Below are 25,654 nucleotides of genomic sequence, written 5' to 3'. Positions count from 1 at the left end.
CCCTTCATTAAATTATTTACTGATTTGATTTTTCTTAACGATTTTAGCTTTAACTTGACGTTTTCTTACTTGTACGATGACTTCTTTACCCATTTCGAATTCATCGCGGTCAATCATAGCTAATGCAATTCCTTTTCCAGTAGCTGGAGATTGTGTACCTGAAGTAACTTGCCCTATTTTGTTACCATCTAAATCTAGTACATCATAACCAGTTCTTGGAATACCTTTTTCAATCATTTCTAAACCAACTGATCTTACTTTAGAACCATTTTCTTTTTGGTCTTTCAATACTTCTTTACCAATGAAATCAGCTTCGATTAATGGTTTAGCTGCAAAAGCAATGCCGCCTTCATATGGTGTAATATCTTCAGATAAATCTTGACCATGTAAAGGAAGACCAGCTTCTAAACGTAATGTGTCACGTGCACCAAGGCCTGCAGGTTTCAATTCTTCATTTTCTAAAAGGCCGTCCCAAATTGCTACAACGTCTTTTGAGTCGCAGTAAATTTCGAAACCGTCTTCACCTGTGTAACCTGATTGTGACAAGATTACATTTTTACCAAAGATTTTGACATCTTTTTTAAATTCGAATGGTTTCATTTCAGAAACATCAACGTCTACTAAGCTAGCAACATAGTCGCGTGCTTTTGGACCTTGGACAGCAAGTTGTCCGTATTGATCAGAAACATTTTCTACTGATACATCAAATTTATCTGAATGAGACTTAATCCATTCATAGTCTTTATCAGTGTTAGCTGCGTTAACCACTAATAAGAACTTATTATCATCTAATTTATAAGTGATTAAGTCGTCAATGATACCGCCTTTTTCATTACAAAGTGCAGTATATTGGGCTTTGCTATCAGTTAACTGATCTGTATCATTAGAAAGCACATATTGAATGAATTCTGAAGCGTCTTTTCCTTCAATTAAAATTTCGCCCATGTGGCTGACATCAAAGATTCCCATAACTTCCCTAACTGCGTTATGTTCTTCTTTGATACTTGAAAATTGAACAGGCATAGCCCATCCGCCGAATTCAACAATTTTAGCATCGCTTTCTAGGAAACGATCGTATAATGGTGTCTTTTTTAAATCATTTGACATCTTGCAACCCCCTATATGTGATTAAATATTAAAAACAGGATAGCAAACTAAATTGCCACCCTGTAGTTACCTTCAGGAACGCGTCCCAGTATTATCCTTTTGCCTGAGAGATTCGATATGAAATCTTGCACCTTCGGCGATGAATTAATCTTACTTTCTTCTCAGAAAGTGAAATCATTCATTCTCTCCAATACTGGTCATTCGCAATTTAAAATGTTCATCAATTCTTGATGTAGTAAATCTAAGTCCTTGTTTGTATCCATTCTGCTGAATGCGATTTCATTATATCGTGAAACCCTTGATAAATACAACCTTTTTAATTCGGCGAATGCTTTATTTGCCGCATTAGGTCGATTAGCATCATTTTTAATTCTATCAAAAATTAGATTAATGTCTGTATCTAACCAAATAACATTTTTGCATTTTGATAATAATTCCAGAGATTCCGGTCGTTCAATGATGCCGCCTCCAGTAGAAATTATATCATATTGCTCAATTGATTCCTGTAAATATTGAGTTTCAAGCTCTCTGAATCCAGACTCGCCTTGTGAGGCAAATATTTCTGGTATCGTTTGATTGGTACGCTGTTCAATCAAATGATCTAAGTCGACAAAGCTGCTGTTGGTCTGGTTTGCAGTATATTGGCCTAGGGTTGTCTTTCCAGTGCCCATAAATCCTATGAATATTAACGGCACTTTATCTTCTAGATTGAATTTCATATTTATCATCCTTCTCAACTAATTGCTCTAGCTGTTGTTCATAGTTAACGTTAAGGTTGTTCAGTGTCTTTAATTTTAAGCTATATTGATAACTATAGGAAGTAATTATGATGATAAATACCATAAATATCATTGAAATAAACGGCAGCATGTACCCTTTAGATTTAGAGGATAAGAACTTTATAATACTTTTCTCGGTTTTCGACAAGTGTTAATTCCACCTTAATATATTGATTGTTAATCTTTGTGAACTTGCAGCTGCTGATATTTCCGATTAATGTTACATTTCCACGCTGATTGATATTTTTATACAGCTTATGATTATTGAATATATAGTAAATTTGTTTATCTCTTTTATCAATTTTCATCCGCTTTTTTTCAACGTTTATTTCATTGATTGGAACGCCATTCAGTTCACGAGTGATATCTTGTGCAAAAAATTCGTAATTGATAAGGGACGTATCATTGATTTGTACATTCAATTTTTGAATGGCTTGAAATAACGGTGGAATCAGACTCATCGTTAATGAAAAGATAAATAATGAAAACATCATTTCAATAAAAGTAAAAGCCTTAATTTTTCTTTTGCTTAATATCAAAACAATAGCGATTGTGTGTTGTATTGCTTTGAATACATAATTTTTGATTAATGTTAGTAATTTCATAGTGTTCAATTTGGATGCCTTGGTTGATTTCCTCTCTGTTAAAATGATTGATTACCGTAATTAAAGTACGATACATATCTGCTTTATCGATTTCTTTTTGGTAATACGCATGCTGGTTGATTAGGATCGGCAAGAAAATAAGTAAAATAGTGGTTATTAAAGAAAAGGAAGTCAATGCATCCAATAAAAATGAAGCACGCAGTGTTGAACATTTAATTTTGTTTTTCAATACGCAGACTTCCTTTCTCAATATGGAAAATGAAACGAAATAATGTATTGTTAATACGAATATAAACGGAGCCAAAACGATTAAACTCACCATCAGAATCAATAATGACATTATCCATATTTCTGTTATTTTCAATAATGCCATTCGCTATTTTGATATACTTGGCTTGATGGTCAGTATTGACGACTTTAATTTGATTGCTGCCTCTATTAAAAATCAACATAAAGCTGCTATGATCTTTGATAGCTTGTGATTTTAAATATGTGATTTGAGCAGCTAAATTTTTAGCAGATAATTCATTTTCGACACTGCTTAGATGATTCGCACTTTGCACCTTAAGAGTTAAGAAAGTCAAAATACTTATCATTGCAAGCACTAGCAATGTTTCTAGCATAGTAAATGCTTTCATGGCTATTCATTAACTTTAGCTTCGCCATCACTGATAGATATTGTCTTGCCGGATTTGCATGTTTTTTGTCCTTCTTTTAAGAAACCTTCACTTACAAGCTCATCGATGGATGATGGCGCTCTGTTTTTATTCAAACTGAATGCTTCAATTTGGCTATTCACCATTTTTTGTTGTGCTTCGCATCCTGTATCTTGCACATGTTTAGATTGTTTTGCGATATTTGGAATGATTAAAATTAATAGGACGCTTATAACTAAAAGGACTAACAACATTTCCAGTAATGTAAAAGCTTTAAAATGACGCTGTTTTAATTTTGATAATAATTTTTTCATAGAAACCGCCTTTTCTTTTATTTAATAGATTGAAGCATGTCAAACATTGGAAGCATGATAACTAAATAAAGTGAGATAATCAGAAATCCAAGCAGTAAAAATATCACTGGCTGAATGACTTTAATTTGCTTATTCATTTGATTTTCGATTTGACTGAGTAGGATTTCTGTATAAATAGAGAGCTCTATATCTGTTTTGCCGCTCTTTTCTCCTTGTTCGATAAATTGGATCAACTCAGTTTGAAAACAGCCGACAGAAGCAAGTATTTCTGGCAGTTTCATGCCCTCTGCTATCTTTTTAATCATCGTTTCTCCAAGGTATTTTAAAAATAAATCGATATTTTGTTCTGTATAAATTAAAGAGATCTGCCGAAGCACAATACCATTTCTATAAAACAAAGCTAATTCATTGGTAATTTGGTAGGTTTTGAATAATTTATAGTAGGTGTTGATAAGCGGAAGTCTAGAAATAAATTTAATTTTTTGAGGGATGCTCAATTTCTTGATGTATTGGTGGATTATAATAGTTAAACAGCCAACACTTCCTGAAAATGTTAGAAATATATGAGGAAAGTGCTGAATGATGAAATTGAGAGATTTTAAAAGCGGGGATAGTTGAATATCCATTGTCGTATAGATTTGTTGGAACTCCGGCAAGATAAAATAATTGATACCGAACAACATACACATAAATATACCGATTAAGATAAGAGGATATTGAATTGTTTTAATAAAACGCTGCTTAGCTTCTGCTTTTCGTTTTAAGAAAGCGTGGGACTCAGTCAGGTTCTCTGATAACCTGCCGAATCTTTCCGCAAAATAAATCTGAGTTACAATCGTTTGGGGATAGTTCAAAAAGGATAGAATTCGGTGACAGTTTTCACCGTTTCTTAAGAGGTTCAGAATAGTCTCAGCTGTGTTCTTTTGTTTATATTTTATATGCATATTTAAAAAAGAGAATGCTTCTAAAAGTGTAAACCCATGATTAAGTAAAATATTAAGCCTGAACAATAAAATCAACTGATCTTTTTCTGTAAGCAGCTTTTTCTTTTTCAAATTGTAATTAAGTATAGCGTTTAAATACTTCCTCACAGATAACCCCCTCTTTATTCATACGACAAAGTACTTTACTTAACTTGATAAAACTTTTAGGCATTGTATGATTGTTTTTGAAAAAGTACTGGATATCAGATTGATACATGGTTTCATATGCTAATTCTCGAAAACCCGATTGATTAGTTACTAAGCGTTGATTAGAAATGAGCGCTATTGCTTGCTGTGCTTCTTGGGGTGTAATTCCCATTTCCAGTAATCTGAGCAATGCGCCTTCACAATCATTTGCGTGTAATGTTGAAAGTACTAAATGACCGCTTAATGAAGCTTGTATGACACATTTTGCAATATGTGCATCTCTGATTTCACCGATTAAGATGATGTCTGGATCACATCTTAAAATGGCTTTAAACGAGTTTTCATAATTGATGCCCGCTTTTTCATTAACAGAAATCTGTGTAATGCCAGAAATACGTTTTTCAACTGGATCTTCAACAGTAATAATATTAAGGTTCAAGGTCTCTTTCGCAAAAGTCACCATTTCATACATCATTGTGCTTTTACCTGATCCGGTTGGTCCTGTAAAAAGAATCAGTCCTTGCTTCTTATTCATCAAGTGATGAAAGTGTTTAGGTCCTTCGCTCTCATATTCATTAGTGAAATATTGCGGTGAGACCCTGATAACGCAGCTTTCCACCCCTAATGAAAGTGGCAATGTCGAAACTCTTAAATTGTATAGTGTTTTGAGTCTGAATGTTGTTTGGCCGCTTTGTGCTTGATGGTAAGTCGATACATCTAACCCTGATAGAAATTTCATAAAATTAAGCAGTCGTTTATAAGTAGCAGTTTCAATCATTTCATAATCAGATAAGATATCATTCACTCTGAATTTGATTGTTACTGCACTTTCTATCGGAATAAAATGAATGTCTGAAACACGATGTGAGATTGCATCCGTTAAAATTTTCTCAAACAATTTTTTCATAAAAAATCACCTCCTACATAGATAAACGCAGGAGGTGATTCATTTACTCTATTAAATTTTAGCCATGTAAAAATGGATTTAATTGTTCGTCTTCAACTGTTGTAGATGGACCATGTCCAGGGTATAGCGGAAGATCATCTTGAATCGTAAAGATTTTATCTTGAATTGAATCCACAAGCGTTTCGTAATCTCCACGATATAAATCTGTACGCCCGATACCATTGTTGAATAAAGTATCTCCTACAACCGCAAATTCATCAAACACGTATGTCAAGCTGCCTGGTGAATGTCCTGGCGTATGCATTACTTTTACGTTAAAGCCTTCAATTGTATGTTCACCCTCATCTAAAGCAGTTGGTTGTGCTTTGCTTACAACTGGTTTTAATCCATATTGGCTGAACTTTTGCGAACCGTTTTTCTCAGGTTCTGTAAGAAAGTCGAATTCTTCTTTGTGTAAATACACGGGAACATTATATTTCTCAAGAACTTCATCTAATGCACCGATATGGTCGAAATGTGCATGTGTTAGAATAATTGCTTTCAAAGGCTTATCAATGGATTCAAGCTTTGAAATGATTTGATGACCATCACTTGATGGATCGACTAGCAATACGCCGTCTTGACCTTCAATAAAGTACGTATTTGTATCCGCAATTCCTAAAGCTAAAGATGAAATATTCATTATTGCTCACCACGTTTTTTGTCTAATTGTTTTTGAACAGAGACCAATTTATCGTTCATCTTTCTAGACTTGTCACGACGGTCATCTATTCTTATATTTGTACATACCCTTTCAATGCCTTCATCAAAAGGTAATTCATGAATCGCTTGTACCACTGTGAATAAATCTTTTAATTCGCCTTCTATCAGTGTGTTCATTGGTGTAAGTTGATAATCAATCAATCCCTGTTCTTTATATTCTTCTAATTTTGTTTGGATATCAGCGATATATTTACTCACGCTAGGTCCTTCTGTACCTACCGGAATCACAACTACATCTACAATTGCCACTATTCAACACGCTCCTCATCAATAACATATGTTTTAATTAATCCTGCAGCACCTGTGATACCTGCATCATTGCCTAATTGTGCTTTAACAATTTCAGTACCGTTTTGTGCTGGTGTAAATGTTAGGTTTCTGTATTCTGTTTTGATATTTTCAATTAAAATATCGCCAGCATCAGACATACCTCCACCTAAAATAATATATTTTGGATTGCTCATGACACTGATAATACTGCAGGCATAAGCAATGTAATTAGCGACACGTTCTGTAATGAATAAGCAGAATAAATCACCTTGTTTGGATGCATCGAAAACGTCTTTCGCTGTTACTCTATCTTCTTTTATCAATTCTAAGATTGAGGATTTAATTGTAAGTTTCGGATGGTAGAATTTTACTAGATTCACAACACCTGTCGCAGACGCTACAGTTTCTAAACATCCATACTTGCCGCAGTTACATGCGAAACGTTGATCAAAGTCTACTCTGAAATGACCGATTTCAGCACCAGAACCATTATGACCATGCACAAGTTTGCCGTTTGAGATAATACCTCCGCCGACACCAGTTCCTAATGTAATCGCAACAACATCGTCAGCATCATGACCAGCACCTTTGTGTTTTTCGCCTAATGCAGCTGCGTTGGCATCATTATCGACGAAGATAGGGAAATTCACGAATTGCGATAGAATTTCTCTAACATTTACATCACCTGGCCAGTTAAGGTTGACTGCACCGTGAACAACACCTGTTTCGAAGTCTACTGGGCCTGGCACACCAACACCGAATCCTATAACATCTTCCATTTTTAATTCCAACTCGTTCATTTTTTGTACAAACGAACTATAAATTGATTTTAATAGTACTACACCTGTAGTATCACTAATATCAGTTTGAATCGACCACTTTGTAATTCTTTCAAGATCTTTGTCGAAAATTCCTAGTTTACATGTTGTTCCACCGACATCGGCTGCCAATATTAAATTTCTCATTACTTATTCATCCTTCTTTGATTGATAATTAAAATACATTTGATAAATGCATCCTTTGAGATAAGTTGATACTCATAAAGTTCTCTTATTTCTTGTTCCATCATTTCATACATGTCGCTTTTATTCTTAAAGTAAACTATAAACCCAAATTGTTTAAGTAATTGTTGAACATCATAAAAACTATCTATTTTTCGATTCATTTTGTTTTTCCAACTCTTTTTTTAAATACTTATATTTTTCATTATCAGGTTCGGATTTCACTGCTTTTTTAATGTGTCGTAATGCAGATTTATCGTCACCTAATGAACGATTTGCAATTGCAAGTTCATAATTCAGTATACCGGATTCAGGGTAATGTTTTAATCCGCGCTCCCATGTTGAAATACCTTCAGCTTTTGAGTCCTTAGTAGCTTTGAGCAAGCCGCTGAGGTAATAAGTTTCATCATCAGCATACCCTTTATCCATTGTATGCTTGATAAGTGCTTCAGCTTTATTATAATTACCATTGCTCATCTCATCACTTATTAATTTATCATAAATGTTATCTTCCTTAATAGTGAATGTTCTTATTAACAGAATCAAAAGCAGTAATATTGCTGTACCTAATAAAATCCAAAACAGTTTACGATCACGATTGAAATAGTAACCGATAAATGTTGCTAATGCGCCGCCGACAAATCCGCCAATATGTGCATAAATGTTCACGTTAGCCATAAACAATGAAACCACGGTTAAGATGGCTAAAACAAAAATCAGCTGCATCAGCATTTTAGAAGTATATGTTTTGCTGATATACATTATCGCAAATAAACTGCCGATTAAACCGAATATTGCTCCGCTTGCACCTACTGAGATAGAGTTGGTATCTATTGCTAAAGAAACAATATTGCCGAAAATCCCTGAAATAAAGTAAATACCCAGCATTTTCCAGTGACCGACGATGGCTTCTACTAATTTACCAAAGATAAAGAGCGAAAGCATATTCATTAATATGTGTTCAAAATTAAAATGTATAAACATGGAAGTGATGAGTCGATAAACCTCTCCATGTACCACATTGAAATGAACTAATCCGCCCCAATCTAGTAAACTTCTGCTCGAAAATGCATTTACAATCAAGAACATAAACAACCATACAATTATATTAATTGCAATCAGTGAATATGTAACAGGCGCAAATTTCATCATGTATTTTTCTAAAGGATTATTGCTGTGCAAACGCCGCTTGTAATAAAGCGATGTTTTCTCGTTATCTCTGGTATAGAGTTTTGTTAATAATGGATTCGGCAACACTTTCAGTAATTCTTTTTGGTTCCGAATAACATTAAAGCGCATACGTATCGGATGTATTTCACTGAGGTTTTCATAGGTGAACATTTTCTCTGTTAGATAATTGAAAGTTACATCTTGAGGTTTAAAACCTGTATATGCAGCAATCTCTTCTTGATGTTCTAATACTCTGCTTTTATCAAAACGAAGTTCTTGTGTACTGCTTACACCTGTTTTGATAATTACTAACTTTTTCTTGTTTTTATTGGACAACCAAACTTCTGTTTCATTTTCATTTGTATGTGCAATTTGGTAGTTCAAATACTTTACATAAAAATATATTAATTTCCAAAATTGTTTTTCTATATTCATGGTGCCTCCAATTTATCTAGTTTCAGCAATGATAAGTCGATCTACGACTTCATCATGTGCTTCTTCTGTAAATGAATCGTTCATTTGTACATCATAAACCAAACTTAATGTTTGAGTTCGATGACGGCTTAAGAATTTATCGAAATAACCGCCGCCGTATCCGATTCTATATCCATCATGATTAAAAACGACGCCAGGTACAACGAGTAGATCCAAGTCGTTTGTTTTTTCTGTGTCTGCATCTACATATTGGATGCCTTTTTCATCTGTTTTCAGTTGTGAAAAATCAGTTAGATTTTGAAAAGTCATTGACTTGTTCTGATAATCGGTAGCGGGCACAAATGCTTTTTTATCTTGGCGTATAATTTCTTCTATGATCGGCTTTGTATTCACTTCATGATCCATAGAAAGTACGATACCGATGGTTTGTGCTGCTTTAAATTCATCTGTATTAAAAAGCTGATCAGCTAACCATTGGTCTGCTTTCTCTTTATTTTGATTATCAATTGACTGCATTTTTTGCAATGTTGATTTCCTTAATTCAGATTTCTTCATAGTTACACCCCGATTTGTCTATATAGTGATATGTTTATTATAACGTTTCTATATTGAAGTGTCATTAGACCCGTATGTTGTTTGCTAATGAAAATGCCGACGACCTAAATTGCAGGCCATCGGCATTATTTTATGATTTAGATGATTTCTTTTCTTTTTCGAAATAATAATTAATAATATCTCTGCCTAAGTCTCCGCCTTGCAACCAAGGTTCAGGGACAGGCTGGTTCGTATACACAATTGAAAATGCTAGCTTAGGATTATCTTTTGGTGCGTAACCCACATAAGTAGAGTTAACTCTTGGCTTACCGTCTTGGAACACTTCGGCAGTACCTGTTTTCCCAGCAGATGGAACAACGGTATTATGGAAACTTTGGTAACCTGTACCTGGTTCCTTATTAAATGCCATATCAAACCCTTTTTGGACTTGTTTGATTTCATCAGGTGAGTTATTCAGACGATTTAAGACATTGCCGCGAATTTTGTGTTTAACTGGTCCTAATGTATCTTTGTCAGTCGCTTTTCTGATTTCTAAGCCGACATGCGGTGTGATTCTATAACCATTATTAGCAATGGTAGACACATATTGTGATAATTGCATCGGTGAATACGTATCATATTGTCCGATTGCAAGATCTAAATAGTTACCGCTGTTAGTGTTCAGTTTTTCAATTTGCCCTGCTACTTCATTAGGAAGATCGATACCGGTTTTAACACCTAAACCAACTTGATTTAGACCTTTTCTCAATTTTTGACCCGCATCAGTAATATCTGTTGGAAGTCCCATATTGAAATGGTATGGATCTTTAGCAAGTTTCAATGCAGTTTTGAACATATAAACGTTTGATGAATGCATTAACGCTTCTTTATCGTTGATATCAACTTTACCGTTTTGGTTAAAGTAAGAACGTTTAGTGAGTCCGCCTTGGAAATGCAACGGTTCATCTATCATATGTTCTCCAACATGTATTGCTTTATTTTGATAACCAGTAAGCAAAGTACCGCCTTTAACTGATGAACCTACAGTATATTGCGATGTGAAGTTGCCGATAGTGTAATCAGTTAATTCGCCGTTTGGTTTAATCTGCTTGCCGGCCATAGCTAAAATATCTCCGTTATTAGGGTCTTGAACAACAACTAATGCATTGTCCATGTTTTTAGCGCCTTCGCCTCTTAATTTAGTGATTTGCTTTTCTAAAGCTTCTTCTACTTTTTTCTGCAAATCAATATCGATTGAAAGCACTAAATCATCCCCGCGGGAACCAGGATTAATGACTTCAGTATCTGTAATTTCTCCAGATTTATCAGTTGTGTATTTCATTTCTTTCTTTTTGCCTCGAAGAATACTTTCATACTGATATTCTAAGTAAGATTTTCCTACACGATCATTTCTAGAATAGCCTCTAGAAAGATAATCATCTGTTAATTCTTTAGGAATACCTTCTTCTGAGGTAGACACACTACCGAATAAATCTCTCAGCAAATCACCATAAGGATATTTGCGATCCCAATCCATAGAAGTATTGACACCAGGAAGCTTGGACAGCTGTTGAGAAACTGAAGCATATTCTTTATCGCTGACATCATCTTTCTTAATCGTTTGAGGGTTCAATGTTGAACCTGACATCATTTCACGATAAATCGCTAGAACTTGTAAATCTTTATCAGATAATTCATCAAGTTGTTTACCTTTGATTTTATTGTGTAATTCTTCGTCGTATTGTTCTTGTGTGATTTCCCCGTTACTCAGCATCTTATCTTCTTTTTTCATTAAATCTTCAGCTTTTTTAGGGTGTAATTGAATCCAAAAGTCTTGTTTATCTCTTTTGGTAATTCGATCAGTCTTCATATCTATTAATTTAGATAAACGTTCAGCTACTTTTAATATATCTTTTTGCGAAGTCTTTCTACCTCTTGTATATGTAATAGACTTTTTAGAAGCATTATCAACAAGAATTTTTCCGTTACGGTCTAAAATTCTTCCTCTAGGCACAGATTCATTGACCGTAATATTTTCATCATTTTTAATGAGCTGCTTATAGTGAGAACCTTGTGCGATTTGTAAGTAACCCAACCTTAAAACAATGATTAAAAATACTACAACTACGAGACCGAAGAAAAATCCAATCCTTTTATCCATAAGATTTCTAGTTTTTTCATCATTCGTTTTTTCCTTTATTCTTTTTAACAATACAACCTACCTCAATTCAACAGTTCTCTAAACAAATGATATATGAAAACGGAACTTTTTTCTATAATTTGCATAGAAATCACAGTATAAATTTAAGAATTTAATAAAAGCCGTTGCAAGGATTCTATGTAAAATCAAAAAGCAGCAATTGGCATTGACCAATTGCTGCTAAAGTTGATATTCAACGTATCATGTTATAACTCGAACTTATTTAGTTGCTGCGTTATATAATTCGTCAACTTTTTCCCAGTTTACAACGTTCCAGAATGCATTGATATAGTCTGGACGTTTGTTTTGATATTTAAGGTAATAAGCATGTTCCCAAACATCTAAACCAAGGATAGGAGTTTTGCCTTCAGTTACTGGGTTGTCTTGGTTTGCTGTAGTAACGATTTCTAATTTACCGTCTTTATCTACTACTAACCAAGCCCATCCTGAACCAAATTGTCCAGCAGCTTTTTTAGCAAATTCATCTTTGAATTCGTCTAAAGAACCCCATTGTTCTTTAATTTTATCAACTACTGTACCTTTCTCTTCAGAGTTAGGTGTAAGAATTTGCCAGAATAATGAGTGGTTTAAGTGACCGCCGCCATTATTACGTACTGCAGTTTGAATGTCAGATGGTACACTATCTAAATTAGCAACAATTTCTTCGATTGATTTGTTTTCTAAATCAGTACCTTCGATTGCTGCGTTTAATTTTGTAACATAAGTGTTATGGTGTTTGTCATGGTGAATTTCCATAGTTTCTTTATCGATGTGTGGTTCCAATGCATCAAACTCATATGGTAAATTTGGTAATTCAAAAGCCATAAATAATCATCCTCCTAAATTGTTTTCAACACTACTATATCAATTCGTTAGATACCTTACAATTTTTCTGCTTATAAGAAAATGTAAAATCTAGAATATGACTGTTTCCTCTATATCTATATCCTGAAGAAGATTATTTAAACATATTGAGTTGGTATATTTATTAATTTTAAATTCATTATTGACATTTTTCGCATACACCATAAACTTCGAGTTTGTGTGTATGGATCAGCACGTTAGGAAGTTGTGCTTTAATAGCATCCATCGGACAATAATCAATCACTTTAGTATCTCCGCAAACTTCGCAAATAAAGTGATGGTGATGATGGTGTGTACATGCGATTCTGAATTTCATTTCCCCATCCAACTCAGTGTTTTCGATAATGCCTAAATCTTTAAACAAATATAAATTTCTATAGATTGTATCAAAAGAAATACCAGGGAATGCCGCATCCATTCTTTGTTGAATCGTTTTTGCACTTACATACTTATCTTCTTTAACAAAAATATCGATAATCATTTTTCGTTTATCTGTATATTTGTGACCTTCGTCTTTTAATAATTTTATAGCATCTGTTGTATTCATTTAACTTACTCCTTTTTTAAATCTAGAGCGCATATATTGAATAGCCATAACGATTACTAATAGTAATACTAATAATACTACGATGACACCGCCTGGAGATAAATTTAGGTAAAATGCGATTACTAATCCGCCGATGACTGCAATTTCTCCAATGATAATGCTATAGAGAATAAGCTGCTTGAATCCTTTTGTTATTCTCATTGCAATGGCTACTGGAAGAGTCATAAGTGCACTTACAAGTAAAATTCCGACTACTCTCATTGATGCAGAAATTACCATTGCTACAATAATGATAAATAAGAATTGTATCCATCTAGGAACGCCGATCACCTTACTATATTCTTCATCGAACGATAAAATAAAGAGTTCTTTATAAAATAGTAGAATGAACAATGTAACAATGACTGCAATAGTCAGCACTGTTACCATATCGCTTAATGAAACGGCACTGATTGAACCGAATAATAATCCAACTAATTCTTGGTTGAATCCATCTGCTAAAGAAATAAATATTGCACTTAAACCTATACCTGCGCTCATAATAATAGGTATAGCAATTTCTTGATAATTTTGATAAGACGTTCTTAACTTTTCAATTAATAAAGCACCAATGACTGCGAAAGCGATACCGCCCCACATCGGATTAGCATACATAAATATCGGAGACAGAGTTGCTAAGAACATTTCAAATGAGATACCGCCTAATGTTACGTGGCTTAAAGCATCGGCAATCAGCGATAAACGTCTGACAACTATGAATGCACCGATAAATGGTGCGATAAATCCGATTAAAATCCCGCTTATTAAAGAGTATCTCATAAAATCAAAATTCATTAATGCTTCAATCATTAGTTACAGCACTCCCTTTCATGTTGATGATCCACGAATTTTACAGGATAGCCGTATATTTTTGAAATTTCTACTTGATCTAATGATTTGAATTCTTGTGCCGGTCCGTGGAAGTGCAAATGTTTATTGAGACAAGCTACTTTAGTAGCAGTATCAACAACTACACCGATATCATGTGTTACTAAAATAATTGTAACACCTTCTTGTTTCAACTGTTCTAACGTGTTGTAGAATTCATTTACATGCTTAGCATCAATACCGTTTGTCGGTTCATCTAATATTAAAACAGATGGATCGGATATGAGTGCTCTTGCAATTAAAACACGTTGCTGCTGTCCCCCTGATAATTCTGCGATGTTCTTATTGAGCAAGTATTCAATGTTTAATCTTTTAAGGATGCTTTTCACTTTATCAACATCTTTTCTGTTAAACCATTGAAAGAGTCGTTTTTGTTTCGTTAATCCACTAAGTACTACTTCTTTTACACTTGCTGGAAATCCTGAATTAAATGCTTTTGCTTTTTGAGAAACATAGCTGATTTTTAATTCGGATACCTTGCGCTGATACTTAATGCCATCAATAAACATTTCTCCACTTTGCATCGGCAGCAAGCCTAGCATTAATTTTAAAATTGTGGACTTCCCTGCTCCATTGGGTCCCACGATAGCTAAGAAATCGCCTTTGTAAATCTTTATATTAATATTTTCGAGTACTTGTTTTGTACCAAAAGAGTAATTGATATTTTTCAATTCAAAAACTGGGGTAGACATATCTTCACCTCGTAATAAATATAACCTTATCTTCATATTATGTAAATTGTAATGCTTACGATTAAGAATATAACAAAAAATTAAAAGACAAAGCTGACTTTGTCTTTTAATCGCACCGCATTACACTCGGTGTTAGGATTCATTCATGATAATTTGTTTTAAATCTGGGTTGAATGTTTGATTTTCAAGCATTTCAATTTCATACTTATACGGCGGCTTTTTATTTTTCTTATCTTCGCCGACAAATGGTGTTTCTAATATTTTAGGAATGTTTTCAAAGACCTCGTGATGCACGATATAATTTAATGCATCAAAGCCGATATGACCAAAACCAATGTTTTCGTGACGGTCTTTATGTGCGCCTACTTCATTTTTACTATCATTTACATGCAAGACTTTGATACGATCTAATCCGATGATTTTATCGAATTCTTCTAATACCCCATCAAAGTCGTGTTTGACATCATAACCTGCGTCATGCGTATGACAAGTATCAAAACAAATAGAAAGGCGTTCATTGTGATTAACACCATCAATAATCTGAGCAAGCTCTTCAAACGTTCTGCCTACTTCAGAACCTTTGCCTGCCATAGTTTCTAGAGCGATACGTACATCATTTTCATTTGTGAGTACTTCGTTCAAGCCTTCGATAATTCTTTTAATACCAGCTTCAGAACCAGCTCCTACATGAGAGCCTGGATGCAACACGATATCTTTTGCACCGATTGCTTCTGTACGCTCAATCTCTTTTTGTAAAAACTCAACACCTAACTCAAAGACATGCGGTTTTTGAGTATTAGCGATGTTAATAATGTAAGGTGCATGTACAACAATATTAGACAGTCCGTATTGTTTCATTGCCTCTTTTCCAGCTTCGATATTCAATTCTGAAATAGGTTTTCTTCTCGTGTTTTGAGGTGCACCTGTATAAATCATAAACGTTTTTTCATTTAATCTATGTGCTTCTTCAGCAGAACCTAATAACATTTTCTTACCATTCATCGGTACGTGAGACCCTATTAACAATCTTTCCACCTATCCTTTACTTGTTTTTACGCTGCTCTCTATTTTTGCGTTTGCTGTATTGTTTACGTTCTTGACGTTTTGCTTGCTCAAGTTCTCTTTTGAACTTTTTCTTATAACCTGGTTTAACTTTTTTCTTGTTGCCGCGTCTGATTTTCTGTTTGACTTGTGTAGTCAAGTGATCATCTTTATTTTGTCTTGTTTTACGCGTATTGTGTGCTTTGATTTCAACTAACTCGCCGTTTTTGATATCGACATCTTTAAAGTGATAGCCTTTTTTCTCGATTTCTGCGATTAAATCCTCTTCATCAGGTGTATAAAGTGTAAATGCTTCGCCTTTATACTGTCCTCTGCCTGTACGGCCCACACGGTGTGTGAAGAAATCAATATCTTTAGGCACATCATAGTTAATAACATGACTGACACCTTCAATATCAATACCGCGAGAAGCTAAATCGCTGGCGATCACAAATTGGAAGTCTAAATTACGAATACGTTTCATTTGCTGTTTTCTTTCACGCGGACTTAATCCGCCATGAATCATACCGATTTTCAGACCATCAGCGGTTAACGCTTCTGCAAGTTCATCCGCATTTTCTCGGCTATTACAGAAAATCAGGCAAAGATATGGATTAACAATATCAATCAAAGCTTTTGTTTTATCTAGTTTTGACGCACCTTTTGTCGGGATTAAATAGAAGTCGATGTTTTTCTTGTTTTGTGTTTTGCTATCAACTTCGATTAATTCAGGCTGGTTCAAGTATTTATTTAAGAAAGGATGTAATGACTTCGGAATCGTCGCACTGAACACTGCAATATGCGCACTTTCATCCAAGCGTGCTGCAATATGGTCTACGTCCTCAATTAAACCTAAATCAATCATTAAATCTGCTTCATCAACAACGAGGTAATGTGCAAGATGTGCATGCAAAGTGCCATCTTTAGATAAGTCATTAATTCTAGTAGGTGTACCGATAACGAGTTGCGGTTGAATATTACAGCGCTGTTTATCTCTTTCGAAATCTGTACCGCCGATAAATAATGATACTTTCACATCATCTTTAAATTGAGCAAGATGCTGTGCAGCATTAAATAGCTGTTGCGCCAATTCTCTTGTCGGTGCTACTACAATTGCTTGCGGCTCTTGCACCGTTATGTCGATGCCTTCCATAAGCGGTAATAGGAATGCATGTGATTTACCAGTACCAGTTTGAGACTGACCGATAATGTTGTTCCCTTTCAAAATTTTAGGTATTACTCTTTGTTGGATTTCAGTTGGCTGATTAAAATTCAAGTCTTTTACAGCGTCAATTAATTGTGAACTAAGCTCAAATTGGTTAAACGGATGTTCTACGGCCATTAAAATCCCTCCTTTTCTTTGATTTATACATAATTAAACGGATCAGTATTTAAATGTGATGCTTCGATATTGTCAACTTTGCCTTCTAGCCATTGTTCCAGCAATGCTTTTAATCCATCTCTCATCACATATTCACTATAATGATTAATATCAATTAAATGATAACCATCGATTTCTGCATCTAAGGCATCGTGGTGTTTAATATCTCCTGTAATAAAGACATCTGCACCTTTTTGGTGTGCGTATTGTTCATAACCGATACCAGAACCGCCAATCACAGCAGCTTTTGAAATTAATGCATTAGGATTGCCTGTGAATCTGACACTTGGGATATCCAATTGTGTTTTAATAGCTGAAGCTAATGCTTTTAATGTAGTTTGTTCAGGTAAGTCGCCAATCATACCCAAACCTCGGTTCAATGATTTTGTTAAAGGTATAAAATCATATACAGGTGTCTCATATGGATGCAGTGCATTGATGAAATATTCTGCTTTAGCGCGTTCGTTATTCTGAATCATAAATTCAACTTTGACTTCTTCTACCGTCTCAATTTCATTAAGTTGTCCAATATGAGGGTTAGCACCATCTACAGGTTTAAATTGTCCATCTCCTTTAGTTGAGAAGAAGCAATATTCATAATCTCCCTCAGAAGCAAACCCTTGGTCATTCATTTTATCTTTAAACTCAACTACATTTTCCTCAGGGATAAACACTTGAACTTTATAATAGCTTTCTGTTTGGGGTTCTAAGATTTCTGCATTTTTAATACCGATTCGTTTTGAAAGCATTGCGTTGACACCATATTGGTATACATCTAAATTTGTGTGCAGTGCTATCAGTTGAATATTGTTCTGAATTAAACGTCGGATGATTGTACCATAACCGCCTTCGTTAATATTTTTAACACCTTTAAAGATAAGCGGATGGTGTGCAATAATTGTATTAATATTTTTTTCAATCGCTTCATCTACTACATCAAATGTGCAGTCCAATGCTGTTAAAATGCCATTGACTTCTTGATTGGTATCTCCGATTAATAAACCTACATTATCCCATGATTCCGCAGAAGCAAAAGGTACATGCTGGTTAATAATAGAAAGTAATTCTGAAGTTTTCATTATAACACCTCTTGAATGAGTTTAATTTCACGATCAATTTGTTCTAAGCGGTCTTTATGTTTATATTTATCTAAATGCTTTTTGATATTCTCTAAAGCATCTAATTCTCGTTGCCAATGTTTTGTAAATACTGCAGTTTTATTCTCCAATAGTTTCGGGCCGAACTTCAATGCATATTCATCCATCGATTGTGGTCCATATTCAGCAATCACAATTTCATAAATATGCCCTTTTTCTTCCATAATTTCTTCTTCAACAATATGATAATCTAATTGCATTAATGTTTTTCTTAAAGCTGATGTTTGAATATTGCTTTGCAAAGCTAAGCGCGGATGGTTACCAAGCTTTTCACTGCCTTTATCTAAAATATCAGCGATTAACGGACCGCCCATTCCGCAAATTGTTATCGTGTCGATATCATTATTTATTTCTAATACATTTAATCCATTACCAAGTTTAACATCAATTACTTTTTCCATGCCATATTTTTTAACATTCTCTTGCGCGGCTTGAAATGGACCTTTAACAACTTCTCCGGCTATTGCAGAAGCGCATAATGCGTTTTGTATAGCGTATATCGGCAAATAGGCATGGTCTGAACCGATATCAGCTAATGTACTGCCTGTGATATATTTACTTACTGCTGTTAATCTTTGGTTTAATACAATCATGTTTGTACCTCTCTAACATAAAAAGCGAGACAACAAGCAATAAATTCGATTGACTGTAGGTGAATTCCATACTTCCTAGCCTTCGTCAGCCAAACATTTTCAGCTTATTGTCTCGCTATTTTCACTTAATTAGTCCATAAAGTCTTTAAGGAGTTTGCTACGGCTTGGATGTCTTAACTTTCTAAGCGCTTTAGCTTCGATTTGACGAATACGTTCTCTTGTAACACCAAAGACTTTACCTACTTCTTCGAGTGTTCTTGTACGTCCGTCATCAAGACCGAAACGTAATCTTAATACATTTTCTTCACGGTCAGTTAATGTATCTAATACATCTTCTAATTGTTCTTTTAATAACTCATAAGCTGCATGGTCAGAAGGACTTTGTACTTCTTGGTCTTCAATGAAGTCGCCTAAGTGGCTGTCGTCTTCTTCGCCAATCGGTGTTTCTAATGACACAGGCTCTTGAGCTATTTTTAAGATTTCACGTACTTTTTCAGGCGGTAAGTCCATCTCTTCCCCGATTTCTTCAGGTGCTGGGTCACGACCTAAGTCTTGAAGCAATTGACGTTGAACACGGATTAATTTATTAATTGTTTCAACCATATGCACCGGAATTCTGATTGTACGAGCTTGGTCGGCAATAGCACGTGTGATGGCTTGACGAATCCACCATGTCGCATAAGTAGAGAATTTGAACCCTTTGCTGAAGTCGAATTTCTCTACTGCTTTGATTAAGCCCATATTACCTTCTTGAATAAGGTCTAAGAATAACATTCCGCGACCTACATATCTTTTGGCAATACTTACAACTAAACGTAAGTTGGCTTCTGCTAAGCGTGCTTTTGCAACTTCATCGCCTTGCTCGATTCTTTTCGCAAGTTCGATTTCCTCTTGTGCATTTAAAAGGTCTACTCTTCCGATTTCTTTTAAATACATGCGGACCGGATCATTAATTTTAACACCTGGAGGGGCACTTAAATCGTTAGGATTCAATTTTTCGTCTGTATCAGAACTATCCTTTTCGTTAACTAGGTTGATATCATTATCATTTAATTGATCAAAGAATTCGTCCATTTGATCTGAATCCATATCGAAATTCTGAAGTTTTTCAGCAATTTCTTCATGGCTTAAATGACCTTCTTTTTTCCCTTTTTCTAATAATTGTTTTTTTACATCTTCCAAAGTTAATGTCGGATCGATGGTTTGTTTTTTAACTACTTTTACTTGGTTTTCAGACATAAAAAGGCCTCCCAAAATTAATATACGCACACAACACGTTAACCTAGGTCAACGCTATTAATGATTCTTATAGTTTTATTTTAATTCATTCGTTTTTGATTTAATGCTACAATCTTTTGCAAATAATATTTTTGCAATTCTTTGTCGCCGATTCTTGTAGCTTCACGCAATTTTTCATTGAGTGATTCAGCTGATTCATTATTGCGGCTGTTAATAATGATTTGAATATATTCATCAAGCTCATGTTCATAGGGATTGTTGTTAAGTAAGAGATTGTCTAACGCTATTAATGTTTCACGATCTGTTTCCCCATCGCTATACAATAATGCAGTGCTTAAGTCATAATATTCGTTCTCAGTATAATAGTCATGCAAAATATTAAATATACGCTTAAATTGTTGGTTTGTAAAGTCATCTGCTTCGACTTGTTTACTATATTCAAGAAATACGTCTTTATTGAACATAAAATGTTTTAATAATTTACGCTCTGCATCTTCTTGTTTAGTGAATTTCTGCTGCTTAAATACAGGCGGAGCAGACGGCACTTGTTGAAATGTTTGATGATTATGCTTTACCACTTCATTATTTAGACTATCAAAACTAACTTTAAACAATTCAGAAACGCCTTGCAATACTTTTTTCTGTAAAATCCCTGACGGCATTAAAGAAATATCATCTGTTATTTCTTTTAAATATTTTTCGTAAGCCATATCATTATGTGCAATTTCATCTTTAAATAAGTTGACCTTATACAAGACAAATGCACGTTTTTCATGGTCGATATATTTATTGAATGCATCTTCCCCGTATTTAGTAATATACTCATCCGGATCCATTTTAGATGGCAGCTGAATGACAAAGACATTGAGTCCTTGTTCAAGTAATTGCTGACCTGTTTTCAAAGTTGCTTCTTGTCCGGCAAAGTCGCCGTCAAACAGCAATGTCACATTAGATGTAAGCTTTTTAATAAATGCAATGTGCTCTTGAGAAATTTGAGTTCCCATACTCGCAACAACTTGTTTAACCCCTGCACTATCAGCTTTGATGACATCCATGAAACCTTCGAGCAAAATAAGTTCGTTCTTTTGTCTAATTACTCTTCTTGCTTTATCGATGTTATACAATAATTTGCGTTTTTGGAAAATAGGTGTTTCAGGACTATTCAAGTATTTAGGTTCTTGGTTTTTATATGTTCGTCCTGAGTAGCCTACTGTTCTGCCTTGCGCATTTTGTAAAGGAAACATGATTCTATCTCTAAATCGGTCATAATAACTGAAGTTTTCTTCATTCCGAGAAAGTAAGCCAGCTTCATACGCTAACTCAATATCATATCCTTTCTTTTGTAAAAAATCATGACAAAAATGAGAGTTGTCAGGCGCAAAACCGATTTTTCTATCTCTTAAAAGCTGTTCTGAAAATCCTCTTGATTTCAAATATTCAAGCGGCTTCTCGCCTTCTACAGTTTTCATTAAGACATAATGATAATATTCTTGCATGAGTTCATGCATTTTAATCATCATTAAATCATCTGAAGCAATCTGGTTTTGTTCATTTGAATTGCCGACATCTACTTTTATATTTACCCGTTCCCCAAGCTCTTTAACAGCCTCGACAAACGAAATGCCTTCGATTTCTTGTGTGAACTGGAAGACGTTGCCGCCTTTTTTACAACCGAAGCAATGGCAGATCTGCTTATCTTCAGAAACAGTAAATGAAGGTGTTTTTTCATCATGAAAAGGACACAAACCGATATAATTGCGTCCCCTTTTTTCTAATTTCACATATTCACTTACAAGATCCAGAATATCTGTTTTGTCTTTTATTTCATTTATTACTGATTGCTCTATTCGCACACTAACCACCTATATACATTAGTCATACTATTATATCATTTTCTATAAAAATTAAAAGTTATTCGCTCATTTTTAAAAAATACGCTGATAGTGCAGTATCAGCGTATTCGGCAGTTTATTTATTCATATTGTTTTGTTCAATGATATACATGATGTCATTAGCTGTTTCTTCGATAGCTTTGTCAGAAACATCAATGACAGGACAGCCGATTTTTTCAACCACCTTATCGAAGTAGTCGAGCTCTTCTTGGATACGTTGGCCTGTGGCATATCTTGCAGAATCGCCTAATCCTAATTGTTTTAAACGTTCTTTTCTAATAATATTCAGCTTTTCTTCACTGATTTTTAAAGCAATACATTTTTTAGGATCGACTTCAAACAAAGCTTCTGGAGGATTAATCTCCGGAACAATCGGTATGTTCATCACTTTATAACGTTTGTGTGCTAAAAATTGCGATAAAGGTGTTTTGGAAGTACGAGAAATACCAATTAATATTATATCTGCTTTTGGCAATCCTTTAGGGTCTTTGCCATCATCATATTTAACCGCAAATTCAATCGCTTCTATTTTCTTGAAATATGCTTCATCAAGTTTATGGACAATGCCAGGTTCATAATAAGGTTTTTCATCGATTTCTTCAGTTAAAATGTTCATTAGCGGTCCCATAATATCAACATGCTTGATTTCATGCTCCGCAAGTTGATTTTCCATATATTCTTTAATATCGGGTTTGACTAATGTGAAGACTACAATATTCAGTTCATTCTCTTTTGCGACTTCAATGACTTCACCCACATTTTCATTGGTTTCAATATATGGATAACGTACGACTTCACTTTGAAATCTTTTGGAATTAAATTGAGAAACACAAGCTTTTGCAACTTGTTCGGCTGTTTCTCCTACCGAATCAGATGCAATTATTATTTTTATCTTTTGCATGAAATCCTTCTCCTACTCATCAAAAATTGATACAAATAGCTTTGTAATCGTAGTTTTTGAAATACGTCCAATTACTTCTAACTTACCATTCTCTTTACCACGAACGATTGGTAAAGAATCAATTTCTTTTTCTATCATAAGCTGTGCAGCTAATACGACTAAGTCGTTTTCTAGGACGTGTGTTAAATTCGGCATTCTTGTCATAATGACGCTGACTGGCATAGTATGTATATCTTCACCAATCATAGATGCTCTGAGTAAGTCTTTTCTTGAACACACACCAATAAAATCATTATTGCTGTTGACTATAAATAATGTACTCACATCCTCAAGGAATATGGTACAAATTGCTTCGTAAACAGAAATGTCGCCTTTTAAAATAATCGGTAATGATTGATAGTCCTTAACAACATATTGGCGCAGTTTTTCTGTTAATAATTGATTTGTTGTCTTACCAGAATAAAAGTAACCTACTCTAGGTCTAGCTTCGAGAAACCCAGACATTGTTAAAATTGCTAAGTCAGGTCTTAACGTCGCTCTCGTTAAACTTAGTTGTTCGGCAATCTTCTCCCCAGTAATCGGCCCGTTATGCTTCACTATTTCTATAATCTCGCTTTGCCTGTTACTCAGTTCTATATGTCTTCACCCCTTCACACTTACAATTCATATTATAACTGTAATCGAATTGCTCTACAAATGTATATAAACACTTGCCTTTAATTTTGTGATGCATTAGAATTAAATTTGAAGCGAGTTAAGGATGGTGCGAGCTTAACAATAAAATTGGCCTAAAAACTTATATAAACTAAGCGAGTGTCTTCACTAATTTGGGTGGAACCGCGGGTTATTTTTATGATTATGAATTATGAAATATTAAACTCGTCCCAAGATTTCGGAATTTATTTTCCGTTATCTTGGGACGAGTTTTTTATTATTAAAGAGGAGTGTTTTTTTATGGCAAAAGATATGGATTCAGTAGTACAACTGGCTAAACACAGAGGTTTTGTATTCCCAGGCAGTGAAATTTATGGTGGTTTATCAAACACTTGGGACTATGGTCCATTAGGTGTTGAATTAAAAAATAATATTAAACGTGCTTGGTGGAAAAAATTCATTTCACAATCACCATACAACGTAGGTTTAGATGCTGCGATCTTGATGAACCCTAGAACTTGGGAAGCATCAGGTCACTTAGGCAACTTCAACGATCCGATGATCGATAACAAAGACAGTAAAATTCGTTACCGTGCAGATAAATTAATCGAAGATTATATGCAAAATGAAAAAGGCGACGAAAACTTTATCGCAGACGGTTTAAGCTTTGATGAAATGAAACGCATTATCGATGAAGAAGGCATCAAAGATCCTGTAAGCGGTACTGCAAACTGGACAGATATCCGTCAATTCAACTTAATGTTCAAAACTTTCCAAGGTGTAACTGAAGACTCAACTAACGAAATCTTCCTACGTCCGGAAACTGCACAAGGTATCTTTGTAAACTACAAAAACGTACAACGTTCTATGCGTAAAAAATTACCATTCGGTATCGGTCAAATCGGTAAATCATTCCGTAACGAAATCACACCGGGTAACTTCATTTTCAGAACACGTGAATTCGAACAAATGGAATTAGAATTCTTCTGTAAACCTGGTGAAGAAATCGAATGGCAAAATTACTGGAAAACATTTGCGGAAAAATGGTTATTAGACCTTGGTCTTCAAAATGAAAACCTTCGTTTAAGAGACCATGATGAAGATGAATTATCTCACTATTCAAATGCGACAACTGATATTGAATATAAATTCCCATTCGGTTGGGGCGAACTTTGGGGTATCGCAAGCCGTACAGATTACGACTTGAAACAACATAGTGAGTATTCAGGAGATGACTTTAAATATCATGATCCTGAAACAAACGAAAAATTCATCCCATATTGTATTGAACCATCACTTGGTGCTGACCGTGTTACATTAGCATTCTTATGCGATGCTTATGACCGTGAAGGTGTTGAAGGCAGTAAAGATGAACGTACTGTATTACACTTCCACCCTGCCCTAGCACCATACAAAGCAGCTATTTTACCATTAAGCAAAAAATTATCTGAGGAAGCTATTAAAGTTTACGAACAATTAAGCGAAGACTTTACAGTAGACTTTGATGAATCTCAATCAATCGGTAAACGTTACCGTCGTCAAGATGAAATCGGTACACCTTACTGTATTACATTTGACTTCGATTCATTAGAAGACAAACAAGTTACTGTTCGTGAACGTGACACTATGGAACAAGTCCGTATGCCTATCTCAGAATTAAATGATTTCTTAGCTGAAAAAGTTAAATTCTAATTGTATCTATAGACTAAAACAAGCGTATCGCTGATTTGTGAACTGCTCCCTGTCAAGTAGACAGGAAAAAACAAAAAATAATTTATTGGTAATCTGATAAACAAATTTTAAGTTACTGTACAAATGAGTTGATAAATCTCGTTTGTACAGTTTTTTTATTCTCCTAGCGCACTATCGTTTGCTTGATCTGGTAAAAAAAGTGGT

At 34.6% G+C, this 25,654-nt stretch carries 27 protein-coding genes, 1 pseudogene and 1 riboswitch; of the genes and pseudogenes, 1 reads left to right on the top strand and 27 read right to left on the bottom strand.

Annotated elements, in window-relative coordinates:
• Positions 1–12 precede the first annotated feature (12 nt).
• From gcvT to ccpN, 27 genes and pseudogenes are all read right to left on the bottom strand, one after another.
• Positions 13–1,107, bottom strand: a complete 1,095-nt coding sequence (gcvT, locus tag DVJ99_RS04310) for a glycine cleavage system aminomethyltransferase GcvT (protein WP_114603286.1) — start codon at positions 1,105–1,107, stop codon at positions 13–15.
• An 81-nt stretch (positions 1,108–1,188) separates the two neighbouring features.
• A riboswitch (glycine riboswitch) is annotated at positions 1,189–1,308 on the bottom strand.
• Positions 1,305–1,826 carry a shikimate kinase gene (locus DVJ99_RS04305; protein WP_114603285.1) on the bottom strand — a complete coding sequence of 174 codons (522 nt, stop codon included), beginning with the start codon at positions 1,824–1,826 and terminating at the stop codon, positions 1,305–1,307. Its footprint overlaps the riboswitch before it by 4 nt.
• Before the next feature lie 164 nt (positions 1,827–1,990).
• Entirely contained in the window at positions 1,991–2,380 is a 390-nt protein-coding gene (locus DVJ99_RS04300; protein WP_162912143.1) for a ComGF family competence protein, read from the bottom strand.
• A 19-nt stretch (positions 2,381–2,399) separates the two neighbouring features.
• Positions 2,400–2,720, bottom strand: a complete 321-nt coding sequence (locus DVJ99_RS04295) for a hypothetical protein (protein ID WP_114603283.1) — start codon at positions 2,718–2,720, stop codon at positions 2,400–2,402.
• Positions 2,704–3,129: a competence type IV pilus minor pilin ComGD gene (comGD, locus tag DVJ99_RS04290; protein WP_114603282.1), complete on the bottom strand. Its 426-nt coding sequence runs from the start codon at positions 3,127–3,129 to the stop codon at positions 2,704–2,706. Before comGD ends, DVJ99_RS04295 begins: the two co-directional genes overlap by 17 nt.
• 2 nt (positions 3,130–3,131) lie before the next feature.
• Positions 3,132–3,461, bottom strand: a complete 330-nt coding sequence (comGC, locus tag DVJ99_RS04285; RefSeq protein ID WP_114603281.1) for a competence type IV pilus major pilin ComGC — start codon at positions 3,459–3,461, stop codon at positions 3,132–3,134.
• A gap of 17 nt (positions 3,462–3,478) precedes the next feature.
• Positions 3,479–4,552 carry a competence type IV pilus assembly protein ComGB gene (gene comGB / locus DVJ99_RS04280; protein ID WP_114603280.1) on the bottom strand — a complete coding sequence of 358 codons (1,074 nt, stop codon included), beginning with the start codon at positions 4,550–4,552 and terminating at the stop codon, positions 3,479–3,481.
• The gene (gene comGA, locus DVJ99_RS04275; RefSeq protein WP_114603279.1) at positions 4,524–5,498 is read right to left on the bottom strand and encodes a competence type IV pilus ATPase ComGA; all 975 of its coding nucleotides are present in this window, start codon (positions 5,496–5,498) and stop codon (positions 4,524–4,526) included. Before comGA ends, comGB begins: the two co-directional genes overlap by 29 nt.
• A 58-nt stretch (positions 5,499–5,556) precedes the next feature.
• Complete coding sequence (locus tag DVJ99_RS04270) at positions 5,557–6,180, bottom strand: MBL fold metallo-hydrolase (protein ID WP_114603278.1); 624 nt, start codon at positions 6,178–6,180, stop codon at positions 5,557–5,559.
• Complete coding sequence (locus DVJ99_RS04265) at positions 6,180–6,509, bottom strand: MTH1187 family thiamine-binding protein (RefSeq protein ID WP_105992693.1); 330 nt, start codon at positions 6,507–6,509, stop codon at positions 6,180–6,182. Before DVJ99_RS04265 ends, DVJ99_RS04270 begins: the two co-directional genes overlap by 1 nt.
• Positions 6,509–7,495: an ROK family glucokinase gene (locus tag DVJ99_RS04260; RefSeq protein WP_114603277.1), complete on the bottom strand. Its 987-nt coding sequence runs from the start codon at positions 7,493–7,495 to the stop codon at positions 6,509–6,511. Before DVJ99_RS04260 ends, DVJ99_RS04265 begins: the two co-directional genes overlap by 1 nt.
• The gene (locus DVJ99_RS04255; RefSeq protein ID WP_105992691.1) at positions 7,495–7,695 is read right to left on the bottom strand and encodes a YqgQ family protein; all 201 of its coding nucleotides are present in this window, start codon (positions 7,693–7,695) and stop codon (positions 7,495–7,497) included. Before DVJ99_RS04255 ends, DVJ99_RS04260 begins: the two co-directional genes overlap by 1 nt.
• Positions 7,676–9,136, bottom strand: a complete 1,461-nt coding sequence (locus tag DVJ99_RS04250; RefSeq protein WP_114603276.1) for a rhomboid family protein — start codon at positions 9,134–9,136, stop codon at positions 7,676–7,678. The genes DVJ99_RS04255 and DVJ99_RS04250 overlap by 20 nt, the downstream gene beginning before the upstream one ends.
• Positions 9,137–9,148: 12 nt before the next feature.
• A complete protein-coding gene (locus tag DVJ99_RS04245; protein ID WP_114603275.1) occupies positions 9,149–9,691 on the bottom strand; it encodes a 5-formyltetrahydrofolate cyclo-ligase in 543 nt (180 codons plus the stop codon).
• A 130-nt stretch (positions 9,692–9,821) separates the two neighbouring features.
• Positions 9,822–11,882 (bottom strand): peptidoglycan D,D-transpeptidase FtsI family protein, encoded by a 2,061-nt coding sequence (locus tag DVJ99_RS04240; RefSeq protein WP_114603274.1) that lies wholly within the window; start codon positions 11,880–11,882, stop codon positions 9,822–9,824.
• 207 nt (positions 11,883–12,089) lie between these two features.
• Complete coding sequence (locus tag DVJ99_RS04235; protein WP_105992687.1) at positions 12,090–12,695, bottom strand: superoxide dismutase; 606 nt, start codon at positions 12,693–12,695, stop codon at positions 12,090–12,092.
• A 178-nt stretch (positions 12,696–12,873) separates the two neighbouring features.
• On the bottom strand, positions 12,874–13,281 hold the full coding sequence (locus tag DVJ99_RS04230) for a Fur family transcriptional regulator (RefSeq protein WP_114603273.1): 408 nt from the start codon (positions 13,279–13,281) through the stop codon (positions 12,874–12,876).
• A pseudogene (locus DVJ99_RS04225) lies at positions 13,223–14,130 on the bottom strand (metal ABC transporter permease). Before DVJ99_RS04225 ends, DVJ99_RS04230 begins: the two are co-directional and overlap by 59 nt.
• On the bottom strand, positions 14,130–14,936 hold the full coding sequence (locus tag DVJ99_RS04220) for a metal ABC transporter ATP-binding protein (protein ID WP_199790638.1): 807 nt from the start codon (positions 14,934–14,936) through the stop codon (positions 14,130–14,132). The pseudogene DVJ99_RS04225 and the gene DVJ99_RS04220 overlap by 1 nt, the downstream one beginning before the upstream one ends.
• A gap of 96 nt (positions 14,937–15,032) precedes the next feature.
• Complete coding sequence (locus DVJ99_RS04215; RefSeq protein ID WP_114603271.1) at positions 15,033–15,926, bottom strand: deoxyribonuclease IV; 894 nt, start codon at positions 15,924–15,926, stop codon at positions 15,033–15,035.
• Between the two features lie 16 nt (positions 15,927–15,942).
• Positions 15,943–17,283, bottom strand: a complete 1,341-nt coding sequence (locus tag DVJ99_RS04210) for a DEAD/DEAH box helicase (protein WP_114603270.1) — start codon at positions 17,281–17,283, stop codon at positions 15,943–15,945.
• 23 nt (positions 17,284–17,306) lie between these two features.
• The gene (locus tag DVJ99_RS04205; RefSeq protein ID WP_114603269.1) at positions 17,307–18,401 is read right to left on the bottom strand and encodes a Nif3-like dinuclear metal center hexameric protein; all 1,095 of its coding nucleotides are present in this window, start codon (positions 18,399–18,401) and stop codon (positions 17,307–17,309) included.
• Positions 18,401–19,072 carry a tRNA (adenine(22)-N(1))-methyltransferase gene (locus tag DVJ99_RS04200; RefSeq protein WP_114603268.1) on the bottom strand — a complete coding sequence of 224 codons (672 nt, stop codon included), beginning with the start codon at positions 19,070–19,072 and terminating at the stop codon, positions 18,401–18,403. Before DVJ99_RS04200 ends, DVJ99_RS04205 begins: the two co-directional genes overlap by 1 nt.
• Positions 19,073–19,201: 129 nt before the next feature.
• Positions 19,202–20,311 (bottom strand): RNA polymerase sigma factor RpoD, encoded by a 1,110-nt coding sequence (rpoD, locus tag DVJ99_RS04195; RefSeq protein WP_114603267.1) that lies wholly within the window; start codon positions 20,309–20,311, stop codon positions 19,202–19,204.
• A gap of 80 nt (positions 20,312–20,391) precedes the next feature.
• Positions 20,392–22,164 (bottom strand): DNA primase, encoded by a 1,773-nt coding sequence (gene dnaG, locus DVJ99_RS04190; protein ID WP_114603266.1) that lies wholly within the window; start codon positions 22,162–22,164, stop codon positions 20,392–20,394.
• A 115-nt stretch (positions 22,165–22,279) separates the two neighbouring features.
• Positions 22,280–23,104: a pyruvate, water dikinase regulatory protein gene (locus DVJ99_RS04185; RefSeq protein ID WP_114603265.1), complete on the bottom strand. Its 825-nt coding sequence runs from the start codon at positions 23,102–23,104 to the stop codon at positions 22,280–22,282.
• 12 nt (positions 23,105–23,116) lie between these two features.
• Positions 23,117–23,740 (bottom strand): transcriptional regulator CcpN, encoded by a 624-nt coding sequence (ccpN, locus tag DVJ99_RS04180; protein ID WP_105992676.1) that lies wholly within the window; start codon positions 23,738–23,740, stop codon positions 23,117–23,119.
• Between the two features lie 318 nt (positions 23,741–24,058).
• On the opposite strand from ccpN, the gene DVJ99_RS04175 reads away from it, so the two are divergent.
• Positions 24,059–25,450, top strand: a complete 1,392-nt coding sequence (locus DVJ99_RS04175) for a glycine--tRNA ligase (protein ID WP_114603264.1) — start codon at positions 24,059–24,061, stop codon at positions 25,448–25,450.
• Positions 25,451–25,654: the final 204 nt, after the last annotated feature.

The organism is Staphylococcus sp. EZ-P03 (assembly GCF_003344575.1).
In the GTDB taxonomy this organism is placed as follows: domain Bacteria; phylum Bacillota; class Bacilli; order Staphylococcales; family Staphylococcaceae; genus Staphylococcus; species Staphylococcus simulans_B.
The sequence above is the reverse complement of the archived record's forward strand: the minus strand, read 5'-3'. Positions and strand labels throughout refer to the sequence as shown.